This is a genomic window from Stenotrophomonas sp. 364, from assembly GCF_009832905.1.
Taxonomy (GTDB): domain Bacteria; phylum Pseudomonadota; class Gammaproteobacteria; order Xanthomonadales; family Xanthomonadaceae; genus Stenotrophomonas; species Stenotrophomonas maltophilia_AP.
Map to the genome: position 1 here is coordinate 227,501 of NZ_CP047135.1, position 11,841 is coordinate 239,341.

The following is an 11,841-nucleotide window of genomic DNA, read 5'->3' on the forward strand; positions in this document are numbered from 1 at the left end:
GGCATCCGCTCGCGCCGGCGATCGCAATGCCTCCGAGGTAGAACCGACCGTTGGTCGGCTATCGCCCTGTCCGAACGAAGAGCAGCCGACCAACGGTCGGCTCTACGCGCCAGGCATCCGCTCGCGCCGGCGATCGCCACACCCCCCGAGGTACAGCCGACCGTTGGTCGGCTATCGCCATGCCCGAACGGAGAGCAGCCGACCAACGGTCGGCTCTACGCCGCAGCCATCTGCTCGCGCCGGCGATCGCAATGCCCCCGAGGTAGAGCCGACCGTTGGTCGGCTATCGCAATGCCCGAACGGAGAGCAGCCGACCAATGGTCGGCTCTACGCCGCAGGCATCCGCTCGCGCCGGCGATTGCCACGCTTCCCAGGTAGAGCCGACCGTTGGTCGGCTATCGCCATGCCCGAACGGAGAGCAGCCGACCAACGGTCGGCTCTACGCTGCAGCCATCTGCTCGCGTCGGCGATCGCAATGCCCCCGAGGTAGAGCCGACCGTTGGTCGGCTATCGCCATGCCCGAACGGAGAGCAGCCGACCAACGGTCGGTGCTACGTCATCCTCCGGGGCAGAGTGGTGGGTGCTCAGGGTGCATGGCACACTCGGCACCCAATGCACCTTCGTTCGAGCGCGTTGATGAATGCCTTGGTGTCCTGTCTTCTGGCTGTCGTCGTGGCCATCGTATCCGTGCCGGCGTCAGCCAGCCCTGCGTCCAGCACTTTCGGTCGTGGCGACGCGGTCCGGATCGTGGCCGACATGCGCCGTGTGGTGGCCGACAACGGCGTGGAGCGGCTTGAGAAAGTCCGCATCGGCGGCATCGACCAATGGGTCTCAATCCGCGGCAACGACCGGCGCAACCCGGTCCTGCTGATGCTGCACGGCGGACCGGGCTGGGTCGCCATGCCCACCAGCTGGTACTTCCAGCGTGGGTGGGAGGAGTACTTCACGGTGGTGCAGTGGGACCAGCGCGGGGCAGGCAAGACCTACGGTGCCAACGACCCCAAGGTCATCGCGCCGACCATGACCCGCCCGCGCATGGTGGCCGACGCCGAGGAGATGGTGGCCTGGCTGCGCACCGAACTCGGCAAGGACAGGATCTTCGTTCTCGGGCATTCCTGGGGCAGCTATCTTGGCCTGGAACTGGCGCAGCGGCGGCCCGAGTGGCTGCACGCCTACATTGGCATCGGGCAGATCACCAATGGGCCGGAAAGCGAGCGGCGTGGCTGGGCCTGGACGCTGGAACAGGCCCGTCGGGACGGCAATGCCGAGGCCGAGGCCGAGCTGTTGGCATTGGCGCCGTATGCATCGGGCCACGCGCCGGTGGCCCTCGCGGATCTGTTCAAGCAGCGCAAGTGGCTCAACTACTACGGTGGCATGGTCCACAACCGCAAGGGCGGTGATGCCGAGGCCGCTGCAATCACACTGTCACCCGAATACACCGACGCGGACGTCGCCGGTGTGTGGAAAGCCAACGATTTTTCGACGCAGAAGCTGCTGTCGGAGGTGTTGACCGTGGACATGGGAGCGGTGCGCCAGCTGCGCACGCCGGTGTTCCTGTTGCTGGGCCGGCATGACCACAATGTGTCCTCGGCGCTGGGCGCGACGTGGTTCCAGGCCCTGCAGGCACCGCGCAAGGAACTGGTCTGGTTCGAGCAGTCCGCGCACGAGGTGATGATCGAGGAGCCGGGCAAGACATTGCTCACGCTGGTGCGCGACGTGCGACCGATCGCCGAGCGTGCCGGCGACGTTCCGCCGTGATCGCCGCTACCAGCGCCTGAACGAAAAAGGCGACGCAGATGCGTCGCCTTTTTCTGTTTCACCGGTCCGCGAACGGATCAGCTGGCGCGAGCACCGCCGCCGCTCTGACCACGGCCACCACCGCCGCCATTGCTACCGCCACGGCGCTGGCCCTGCGGCTGGCCGCCACGCGGCGCGCCGCGACCGGCGCCATCACGCTGGCCGCCACCGGTCTTCTTCGGACCGGCATGGGCGTGGCGCGGGGCCTCGGCGTGCGGACGACGCGCGTGCTTGCGCGGCGAGCGATCGCCACCCGGCAGTTCGGCCTTGCCCGGCGCGCTGTTGCCCCAGCGGATCGGGGTCTGCGGCTCGAAGCCCGGCACGTCGCGGATGTCCATGTCCTTGTCGAGCAGGCGCACGATCTGGCGCAGCAGCTTGGCTTCGTCCTGGGCCACCAGCGAGATCGCCTGGCCGGTCGAGCCGTTACGGCCGGTACGGCCGATGCGGTGCACGTAATCCTCGGCCACCATCGGCAGGTCATAGTTGATGACCTTCGGCAGCTCGTTGATGTCGATGCCGCGCGCGGCGATGTCGGTGGCCACCAGCACGGTCACGCGGCCGGCCTTGAAGTCGCCCAGTGCACGCAGGCGCTGGCCCTGGCTCTTGTTGCCGTGGATCGCCGCGGTCTTGATGCCGGACTTTTCCAGGAACGTGGCCAGCTTGTCGCAGCCGTGCTTGGTACGGCCGAACACCAGGGTCTGCTCACGGCTGTCCTGGGCCAGCAGGTGCAGCAGCAGTTCGCGCTTGCGCGCGCCATCCACCGGATGCACGCGGTGGGTGATGGTTTCGGCCACGGTGTTCTTCGGGGTCACCTGGATCTGCGCCGGGTCGCGCATGAACTCCAGGGCCAGCTGCTTGATGCTCTCTTCGAAGGTTGCCGAGAACAGCAGGGTCTGGCGGTTCTGGCGCGGCAGCTTGGCCAGGATCTTCTTGATCGACGGCAGGAAGCCCATGTCCAGCATGCGGTCGGCTTCGTCCAGCACCAGGATCTCGATGCCCGACAGGTCGACGCTGCGACGCTCCAGGTGGTCGATCAGGCGGCCCGGGCAGGCCACCAGCAGGTCTACGCCACGGCGCAGCACGTCGAACTGGTTGCCCATGCCGACGCCGCCGTAGATGCAGGCGCTCGGGATGCGCAGGTACTTGCTGTAACCGCGCAGGCTGTCATGCACCTGGGTGGCCAGTTCGCGGGTCGGGGCCAGCACCAGCGCACGCGGCTTGCGCGGACCGCTGACGGCCTGCGGGTTGGTACCCAGGTGCTGCAGCAGCGGCAGGCCGAACGCGGCGGTCTTGCCGGTGCCGGTCTGCGCGCCGGCCAGCAGGTCGCGGCCTTCCAGGGCCAGCGGGATCGCCTGTTCCTGGATCGGGGTCGGGTTTTCGTAGCCCTGCTCGGTCAACGCGCGCAGCAGGAACGGGGCAAGGCCCAAGGATTCAAAAGACATCGGGTGGAAGCTCCAAAGACAAAGTAACGCCAGGCCGAATGGCCGGACGCGAGGCAGATCAAAAGTGATCGGCTGACTCGGAGCGTTCCCGTAAACCGCGCTGCGAGAATTGGGTGCAGCCGGCGCGGTGCGCAGACTGGAATGCATGACGAATGGCGTCGGAGTGGGGGCGGGCGACGGATCGATGATCCATATCGCCGGCGATCCCGAAGGGAAACGGACGGCCGCTGCAGACCCGAATAGTCTAGCGGATGTTTGAGATCCGTACCAAATTGGCCTGTTCAGGTTGGGAGGGGGCGGGCTGCGCCCGGGGCTGCAACGGCCAAATCAACGGCAACGGCAACGGCGCGGGTGTGCGGGGGAGGCGGGGTGGGTCCGGTTGCAGGGGACGCTGCAAGTACGTCCCTGTAAGCTCGGTCGCGCCATCCATGGCGCTCACGCCCCTGCAACCGGACCCACCCCGCCGCCTCCTGACATGGCGTGGGCGTTGCGTTTGGGGCCGAGGCAGAAGCAGACGTAAAGGCAAAGGCAAAGGCAAAGGCAAAGGCAAAGGGATAGGGATAGGGATAGGGAGATTCGCGGGAGAGGCAGGTGGGCGGAGGATGTTGGTTGGGTGGGCGCGTGACGTGCGGTAGGGTGGGATGTCGCGTTGCAGCTTGGTGGTGCGACAATTTTGGTTACACTCGAAACCTATTTTTCGCGATCCCGGATACCCACCCATGAAGCTTGGTTCTTTGAAGGAAGGCGGCCGCGACGGCACCCTGATCGTGGTCTCGCGCGACCTGCGCCACGGCGCACGCGCCACCGGCATCGCCGCCACCCTGCAGCAGGCGCTGGAAGACTGGAGCCACCTGGCGCCGCGCCTGAACGCTTTGTATGAGTCGCTCAACGACGGCAGCGCCGACGGCGTCTTCGACATCGACCTGCAGGCGCTGGCCGCGCCACTGCCGCGGTCCTACGAGTTCGTGGACGGCAGCGCCTACCTGCCGCACGTCGAGCGCGTCCGCCGCGCCCGTGGCGCCGAGGTGCCGGAGAGCTTCTACACCGACCCGCTGATGTACCAGGCCACCAGCGCCGGCTTCTATGGCCCGCGTGATGCGGTGAAGGTGGTCAGCGAGGAGTACGGCATCGACCTGGAGGCGGAGATCGTGGTGATCACCGACGACGTGCCGATGGCTGTCACCGCCGAACAGGCCGCCGGCCATATCCAGCTGGTGGGCCTGGTCAACGACGTGTCGCTGCGCAATCTCATTCCAGGTGAGCTGGCCAAGGGCTTCGGCTTCCTTCAGTCCAAGCCGCGCTCGGCGCTGTCGCCGGTGTTCGTCACCCCCGACGAGCTGGGCGACGCCTGGCAGGACAGCAAGGTGCACCTGCCGCTGCTGACCCATATCAATGGCCAGTGGTTCGGCGCCCCGGAAGCGGGCGTGGACATGCAGTTCAACTTTGCCCAGCTGGTCGCGCATGCCGCCAGGACCCGCCCGCTGGGTGCCGGCGCGATCGTCGGCTCGGGCACCATCGCCAATGAGGACACCAGCAAGGGCGCCTCCTGCTTTGCCGAGCTGCGCACGGTGGAAACCCTGCGCGATGGCAAGCCGAGCACGCCGTTCATGTCCTTCGGCGACGTGGTCCGCATCGAAATGCTGGACGCGACCGGTGAGAGCATCTTCGGCGCCATCGAACAGCGCATCGAACAGGCCGCCAAGCCCTGAACGCTACCGCGGCCACCGACGAGAGCGCGATCGAGCTGTTCAGCTACTGGCGGTCCAGCGCGGCCTACCGCGTGCGGATCGGGCTGAACCTCAAGCAGCTGGCGCACCGGATCACCCCTGTGCACCTGGTCCGCGATGGCGGCCAGCAGCACAGCGAGGCCTATGCGGCGCTCAACCCGCAGGAGCTGGTGCCCACGCTGCGCCATGACGGGCAGGTGCTGCACCAGTCGATGGCGATCCTGGAGTACCTGGACGAGGTGTTCCCGCTGCCGGCGCTGCTGCCCGACGATGCGCCCGGGCGGGCGCGGGTGCGCGCGCTGGCGCAACTGGTGGCCTGCGACATCCACCCGCTCAACAACCTGCGGGCGATGCAGTTCTTCAGCGACACCTGGAGCGTGCCGCAGCCTGAGCGCGACGACTGGACCCGGCACTGGATGCGGGTCGGGTTTGAAGCGATGGAGCGGCTGCTGGTCGAATCGGTGGAGACCGGCAGGTTCTGCCATGGCGACAGCCCGACCCTGGCCGACTGCTGCCTGGTGCCGCAGCTGTACAACGCGCGCCGCTTCAACGTGGACCTGGCGGCGTACCCGACGCTGGTCCGGATCGACGCGGCCTGCCTGGCGCTGCCGGCCTTCGACGCGGCCCGCCCGGAAAACCAGATCGACGCAGGGTGAGCCGGTCCGCATCGACCGATGGTCGATGCGGCGTGGTGCATGCCCCCACCAACGGTGGGGGCCTACCAATGTCTGGAAACGGTTGGGTCGGTGCGGCAACACCGGTGATCGGAACCGGTAGGCATCGACCGTTGGTCGATGCGCCGCATCACCCGCCCATCAGAACCCGTGGGTGATCGCGGCCGGTGTGCTGTTGGCCGAGAAATCCGCGTACGGATCATGCTCGCCGCTGCCGCCTTCGGAGAGGCGGAACTTCAGCGCCAGCCCATCGCGCGAGTCGGCCGCGCGCAGCGCTTCCTCCTGCTCGATGATGCCGTTCTTGGCCATCCGGAACAGGCACTGGTCGAAGCTTTCCATGCCTTCTTCCAGCGAGGCTTCCATCGCCGCCTTGATCTCGTGCACCTGGCCGCGGCGCAGCAGGTCGCGGATCATCGGGGTGTTGATCAACACCTCGGTGGCCGGCAGGCGGCGCCCGTCCTTGCCCTTCACCAGGCGCTGGGACACCACCGCACGCAGGTTCAGCGACAGGTTCATCAGCACGTTGCGGTGCGCGCTTTCCGGGAAGAAGTTGAGGATGCGCTCGATGGTCTGGTCGGCGTTGTTGGAGTGCAGCGTGGCCAGGCACAGGTGCCCGGTCTCGGCGAAGGCGATGGCCGCCTCCATCGTTTCGGCATCCAGGATTTCGCCGATCAGGATCACGTCCGGCGCTTCACGCATCGCGTTCTTCAGTGCGTTGTGGAAGGCGTGCGTATCCAGCCCCACCTCGCGCTGGTTGACGATGGACATCTTGTGCTTGTGCAGGTACTCGATCGGGTCCTCGATGGTGAGGATGTGACCGGTGGTGGTGCTGTTGCGGTGGTCGATCATCGACGCCAGCGAGGTGGACTTGCCCGAGCCGGTCGAGCCCACCACCAGCACCAGCCCGCGCGGGGTCATGATGACGTCCTTGAGCACCTGCGGCAGGTTGAGCTCTTCGATGCTGGGGATCTTGCTGCGGATCGCACGGATCACCATGCCGACCTCGCCGCGCTGCTTGAACACGTTGACGCGGAAACGCCCGGCCTCGGCCAGGGCGATGGCCATGTTCAGTTCCAGCTCGCGCTCGAACTCGGGCACCTGGCCCTCGTCCATCAGCGAGTAGGCGATCTTCTTGACCATGCCCGGGGGCAAGCCGGTGTTCCCCAACGGGTACAGCTTGCCCTCGATCTTGATGTAGACCGGGGCGCCGGTGGTCAAGAACATGTCCGACGCGTTCTTTTCGGTCATCAGCTTCAGGAAATAGCCGATATCCATGCGAAATGTTTCCCCAACAATCGACCGCGTGCCATTGCAAGCACGCCGCAGGCTTCCGACAATGGCCGCGCTCCTACTTCTGGCGACGGCACCCCCAATGAATAGCTTCGCACAAATACGACGTATCCCGTCGGTGGTCATGATTGTTTGCGTGATGGCGTGCACATTCGCGCTCGCAGGCGCCGCCCAGGCCCAGGACGGCGCCCTGGAACTGATGCAGGCCCGGCAGGCGGTGGACAAGGCCACCCAGGCCGATGCCGACCAGTACGCCCCGGACCTGATCGCCGTGGCCCGCCAAGGCCTGGAACAGGCCCAGCGCGCCGCCGGCGACCGCCGCGAGCGCAAGAACGCCCCGGCTCTGGCCGTGCGCGCCACCGTGGATGCCGACCTGGCCCGCGCCCGCAGCGAAGAAGCCACCGCCACCGCCCAGCTGCAGCTGCGTCGCAATGAAGTGACCCAGCTGCAACGCCAGCTCGCCACCGGGGAGAACCGTTGATGACCGTCGCGCCGAAGAAGTCCCGCACGCTGCGCGCGTCCACCCTGGTGCTGGCCGCCGGCCTGGCCCTGCCGCTGCTGGCCCAGGCTGCCGAAGATCCGGCCGTGGCCCAGCTGACCCAGCGCCTGATGGCCATCCAGGCCAATCCCGACGCCTCGCAGCTGGCCGCTTTTGAACGCCTGCAGGCCCAGCAGGCCGTGGCCGACCTGGCCAAGGCCAAGCGACGCGACCTGGACCAGGCCCGTTACCTGGCCGAGCGCCGGGTGGAGATTGCCGAAACCAGCGTGCGTGCGGCACTGGCCCAGCGTGAGGTGGACCAGCTCGAACGCACCCGCAGCGAACTGCTGATCGAAGCCAGCCGCCGCGACGCCCAGCGCGCCCGGCAGGAAACCGAGCAGCTGCGCGTACAGGCGCAGATCCAGGCCGAGGAAACCGAGCGCCTGCGCCAGGCGGCCGAACAGGAGGCCCTGGCCCGCCAGGACGCCGAGACCGCGCTCACCAGCGTGGCCGGCAAGCAGACCGCCCGGCTGAGCGCGGCGCAGCAGAACGCGCTCAAGCTGGCCCGCGAGGAAGCCGAGCTGGTCTCGGGCAACAAGCTGCCGGGGTCGAAGGTCGACAGCCGCGGCGAAGTGTTCACCTTCAATGGCGATGCCTTCGCGGCTGGCAAGGGCACCCTGTCCGGCGGCGCCAAGGGCCAGGCCAAGGCACTGGCCGAGTACCTGAACATCGGCAAGAAGGGCCGGGTCCGGATCGAGGCCTACGACGCCGCCGCCGGGGTGGGCGACCAGCGCGCCCAAGCCCTGCGCGACGCCCTGGTGGCCGCCGGCGTCAGCGCCAGCCGCCTGCAGGTGGCGGGCAAGAAGGCCGCGGCGACCAAGGCGCGTTCGGCCGAGGTGATCATCGCGCCCTGAGGCGGCTCTGCGGGGTCGCCGCGGGTCGCTGGCAACGGTCGGTCATGACCGTTGGTCATGACGCAACCTGCTGTTTTTGTTTAATTTTCGTTGAAGTGCGCGTTCAGCCTGAACCCCGGCTGGAGCGCATCGAAAATTTCAGATGAAACGCTTGAAGACCCCTTCGGGCAGGCGTAGGGTCAGTTGTCCGGGGCGCCTTCCGCGACCCGGACGATTGGAGGGCCGGGCCGATGAACCGAGGGCACGAACCACAGCAGTCTGCAGTCCGGGCAGTCCCGGTTGCGCATGCGGGTTCGGTCGCGGTCATCGCCAGGTGCTCCGCCCAAGAGCAACGCCCCGTGCCGTCAGGCCGGGGCGTTCTTGTTTCTGCCGTACAGCGATAGGAGGTTCATCATGTTTGAAGGTCAGCCCCAGAGCGAGATCGACGCACGCCGCAAGCGTGATCCGGAATTCAAGGCACTTTACGAACGGCACCAGAAGTTGAACAAAAAGTGCATGGATGCCCAACTCGGTGTACTGCCGATAGACGATCTCACCTTGGGCCAGATGAAGCGTGAGAAGCTGCTGGCCAAGCAGAAGCTGGAACGGATGTACGACTCCCCCATGCATTGATGTAAGGTTTTGACCCAACGCCGCGGGCGGCGTCCGTCACCTCGTCGACGGGCGCCGCTCGCGTCGCTCCGCTGTCGCAGCCGGCATCACCCCGCCGCCTACAGCCCGGCATCGGCCTTTGATCGCCACAACCTGACTTTCCGCGTCAACCGTCGGATAATCACCGGTCCGGCCGCATTGCGGCGCGAACGATGTGATCCGATGGCAATCCACTCCTCCGTACTCGACCTTATTGGGCACACCCCGATCGTCAAGGCCCAGCGCCTGGACACCGGTGTCTGCGAGCTCTACCTGAAGCTGGAGAGCGCCAATCCCGGAGGATCGATCAAGGACCGCATCGGCCTGTCGATGATCGAGGCCGCTGAGAAGCGCGGCGAGCTCGCTCCGGGCGCCACCCTGGTGGAGGGCACCGCTGGCAACACCGGCCTGGGCCTGGCCCTGGTAGCCCAGCAGAAGGGCTACAAGCTGATCCTGGTCGTCCCCGACAAGATGAGCCGCGAAAAGATCTTCAACCTGAAGGCGATGGGTGCCGAAGTGCGCCTGACCCGCTCGGACGTGGCCAAGGGCCACCCGGAGTACTACCAGGACATGGCCAAGCGCGTGGCCGAGGAAACCCCCGGCGCGTACTTCATCAACCAGTTCGGCAACCCGGACAACCCGGCCGCCCATGAGTTCGGCACCGGCCCGGAGATCCTGGAACAGATGGACGGCGACCTGGACGCGATCGTGTTCGGCTGCGGCAGCTCGGGCACCATGACCGGCCTGTCCCGCGCATTCGCCAGCGCCTCGCCGAAGACCGAGCTGGTGCTGGCCGATCCGGTCGGCTCGATCCTGGCCGAGTACATCAACGACGGCGTGCTCAACGACAAGTCGGGCAGCTGGCTGGTGGAAGGCATCGGCGAAGACTTCCTGCCCTCCATTGCCGATTTCAGCCGCGTCACCAAGGCCTATGCCATCACCGACGCGGAGAGCTTCCACACCGCGCGCGAGCTGCTGGGCAAGGAAGGCATCCTCGGCGGGTCCTCCACCGGCACCCTGCTGGCGGCGGCGCTGAAGTACTGCAAGGAGCAGACCACCCCGAAGAAGGTGCTGGTGCTGGTCTGCGACACCGGCAACAAGTACCTGTCCAAGATGTACAACGACTACTGGATGCTGGACAACGGCTTCCTGGAGCGCCCGCAGAGCGGCGACCTGCGCGACCTGATCCTGCGCCCGTACGGCCAGCGCGACACTGTCGTGATCGGCCCGAACGACCTGCTCACCACCGCCTACCAGCGCATGAAGCTGTATGACGTGTCGCAGCTGCCGGTGATGGACGGCGACCAGCTGGTCGGCATCGTCGATGAAAGCGACGTGCTGCTGCACGTGTATGGCGATGAAGCCCGCTTCCGCGACCCGGTGGCCACGGCCATGGTCAGCAAGCTGGACCGGCTGGATGTGAAATCCCCGATCGAGGCGCTGCTGCCGGTGTTCGACCGTGGCCAGGTGGCCATCGTCATGGACGGCGGCACCTTCCTGGGTCTGATCACCCGCATCGACCTGCTGAACTACCTGCGCCGCCGCGTTCAGTAAGCGCCCGGCCCCGGCCGCCGCTGCTCTGAATCCGCGTTTATCCGCGTCAACGGCCGATTAAGCCGCCGCTGATAGACTTCCGCTCCTTTTGCGGGAGCCCCCACCGGGGCTCTCCTTGCTGGGAAACAACATGTCCGACCACGCTTCCTCCGGGCACGGCAACCGTGCGCTTGCCCTGGCTACCCTGGCCATCCACGGCGGACAGTCGCCGGATCCGAGCACCGGCGCAGTGATGCCGCCGATCTACGCGACCTCCACCTACGCCCAGTCCAGCCCCGGTGAACACCAGGGCTTCGAGTACTCGCGTACCCACAACCCGACCCGCTTCGCCTACGAGCGTTGCGTGGCCTCCCTGGAAGGCGGCAGCCGCGGCTTCGCGTTCGCCTCGGGCATGGCCGCCAGCTCCACCGTGATGGAGCTGCTGGACGCCGGCAGCCACGTGGTGGCGATGGATGACATCTACGGCGGCACCTTCCGCCTGTTCGAGCGCGTGCGTAAGCGCACCGCAAACCTGCAGTTCAGCTTCGTCGACCTGACCGATCTGGCCGCGTTCGAGGCCTCGATCACCGCGCAGACCAAGATGGTCTGGATCGAAACCCCGACCAACCCGATGCTGAAGATCGTGGACATCGCCGCGGTGAGTGCCATCGCCAAGCGCCACGGCCTGATCGTGGTGGTGGACAACACCTTCGCCTCGCCGATGCTGCAGCGCCCGCTGGAACTGGGCGCGGACCTGGTCCTGCACTCGGCCACCAAGTACCTCAACGGGCACTCGGACATGGTCGGCGGCTTGGTGGTGGTGGGCGACAACGCCGAGCTGGCCGAGCAGATGGCCTTCCTGCAGAACTCCATCGGGGGCGTGCAGGGCCCGTTCGACAGCTTCCTGGCCCTGCGTGGCCTGAAGACCCTGCCGCTGCGCATGAAGGCCCATTGCGCCAACGCGCTGGCCCTGGCGCAGTGGCTGGAAACGCACCCGGCGGTAAAAAAAGTGATCTACCCGGGCCTGACCAGCCACCCGCAGCATGAGCTGGCCACGCGCCAGATGAACGGCTACGGCGGCATTGTCTCGATCGTCCTCAAGGGCGGTTTCGCGGCGGCCAAGCGCTTCTGCGAGAAGACCGAGCTGTTCACCCTGGCCGAGTCGCTCGGCGGCGTGGAAAGCCTGGTCAACCACCCGGCGGTGATGACCCACGCCTCGATCCCGGTGGAACGCCGCGCCCAGCTGGGCATCAGCGATGCGCTGGTGCGGCTGAGCGTGGGGGTGGAAGAGCTGGGGGATCTGCAGGTGGATCTGGAAGGTGCGCTTTCGTGAGCACGCCCCGCCCCTGGCCTGCA

10 protein-coding genes are annotated in these 11,841 nt (G+C 66.9%); 8 read left to right on the top strand and 2 right to left on the bottom strand.

Features of this window, described 5'->3' with window-relative positions; all coding sequences use genetic code 11:
• The first annotated feature begins 672 nt into the window (after positions 1-672).
• A complete protein-coding gene (locus tag GQ674_RS01050) occupies positions 673-1,758 on the top strand; it encodes an alpha/beta hydrolase (RefSeq protein ID WP_236546161.1) in 1,086 nt (361 codons plus the stop codon).
• Positions 1,759-1,835: 77 nt separating this feature from the next.
• Here the strand turns inward: GQ674_RS01050 and GQ674_RS01055 are convergent, their stop codons facing one another.
• Positions 1,836-3,239 carry a DEAD/DEAH box helicase gene (locus tag GQ674_RS01055; RefSeq protein WP_159495651.1) on the bottom strand — a complete coding sequence of 468 codons (1,404 nt, stop codon included), beginning with the start codon at positions 3,237-3,239 and terminating at the stop codon, positions 1,836-1,838.
• 719 nt (positions 3,240-3,958) lie between these two features.
• Between GQ674_RS01055 and GQ674_RS01060 the strand changes: the two genes are divergently transcribed.
• The gene (locus tag GQ674_RS01060) at positions 3,959-4,948 is read left to right on the top strand and encodes a fumarylacetoacetate hydrolase family protein (RefSeq protein ID WP_159495652.1); all 990 of its coding nucleotides are present in this window, start codon (positions 3,959-3,961) and stop codon (positions 4,946-4,948) included.
• A gap of 29 nt (positions 4,949-4,977) precedes the next feature.
• A complete protein-coding gene (gene maiA / locus GQ674_RS01065) occupies positions 4,978-5,622 on the top strand; it encodes a maleylacetoacetate isomerase (RefSeq protein ID WP_201290248.1) in 645 nt (214 codons plus the stop codon).
• Positions 5,623-5,781: 159 nt separating this feature from the next.
• Here maiA and GQ674_RS01070 read toward each other — a convergent pair whose 3' ends face one another.
• Complete coding sequence (locus tag GQ674_RS01070; protein WP_159495653.1) at positions 5,782-6,915, bottom strand: PilT/PilU family type 4a pilus ATPase; 1,134 nt, start codon at positions 6,913-6,915, stop codon at positions 5,782-5,784.
• Positions 6,916-7,069: 154 nt separating this feature from the next.
• Here GQ674_RS01070 and GQ674_RS01075 point away from each other — a divergent pair, with 154 nt between their 5' ends.
• The 5 genes from GQ674_RS01075 (at position 7,070) to GQ674_RS01095 (ending at position 11,818) form a co-directional block, all read left to right on the top strand.
• A complete protein-coding gene (locus tag GQ674_RS01075; RefSeq protein WP_051598900.1) occupies positions 7,070-7,411 on the top strand; it encodes a DUF4398 domain-containing protein in 342 nt (113 codons plus the stop codon).
• A complete protein-coding gene (locus GQ674_RS01080; RefSeq protein WP_201290202.1) occupies positions 7,411-8,322 on the top strand; it encodes a hypothetical protein in 912 nt (303 codons plus the stop codon). Before GQ674_RS01075 ends, GQ674_RS01080 begins: the two co-directional genes overlap by 1 nt.
• A gap of 393 nt (positions 8,323-8,715) precedes the next feature.
• Complete coding sequence (locus GQ674_RS01085; protein ID WP_038690653.1) at positions 8,716-8,934, top strand: YdcH family protein; 219 nt, start codon at positions 8,716-8,718, stop codon at positions 8,932-8,934.
• A gap of 201 nt (positions 8,935-9,135) precedes the next feature.
• A complete protein-coding gene (locus GQ674_RS01090; RefSeq protein ID WP_128095524.1) occupies positions 9,136-10,506 on the top strand; it encodes a pyridoxal-phosphate dependent enzyme in 1,371 nt (456 codons plus the stop codon).
• A gap of 130 nt (positions 10,507-10,636) precedes the next feature.
• The gene (locus GQ674_RS01095) at positions 10,637-11,818 is read left to right on the top strand and encodes a cystathionine gamma-synthase (protein WP_159495654.1); all 1,182 of its coding nucleotides are present in this window, start codon (positions 10,637-10,639) and stop codon (positions 11,816-11,818) included.
• Positions 11,819-11,841 lie beyond the last annotated feature (23 nt).

Bases quoted from the DNA above. Each gene is read 5' to 3' on its own strand.
- GQ674_RS01055 (WP_159495651.1), bottom strand. From the start codon at position 3,239: ATGTCTTTTGAATCCTTGGGCCTTGCCCCGTTCCTGCTGCGCGCGTTG.
- GQ674_RS01060 (WP_159495652.1), top strand. From the start codon at position 3,959: ATGAAGCTTGGTTCTTTGAAGGAAGGCGGCCGCGACGGCACCCTGATC.
- GQ674_RS01070 (WP_159495653.1), bottom strand. From the start codon at position 6,915: ATGGATATCGGCTATTTCCTGAAGCTGATGACCGAAAAGAACGCGTCG.
- GQ674_RS01075 (WP_051598900.1), top strand. From the start codon at position 7,070: ATGGCGTGCACATTCGCGCTCGCAGGCGCCGCCCAGGCCCAGGACGGC.
- GQ674_RS01080 (WP_201290202.1), top strand. From the start codon at position 7,411: ATGACCGTCGCGCCGAAGAAGTCCCGCACGCTGCGCGCGTCCACCCTG.
- GQ674_RS01085 (WP_038690653.1), top strand. From the start codon at position 8,716: ATGTTTGAAGGTCAGCCCCAGAGCGAGATCGACGCACGCCGCAAGCGT.
- GQ674_RS01090 (WP_128095524.1), top strand. From the start codon at position 9,136: ATGGCAATCCACTCCTCCGTACTCGACCTTATTGGGCACACCCCGATC.
- GQ674_RS01095 (WP_159495654.1), top strand. From the start codon at position 10,637: ATGTCCGACCACGCTTCCTCCGGGCACGGCAACCGTGCGCTTGCCCTG.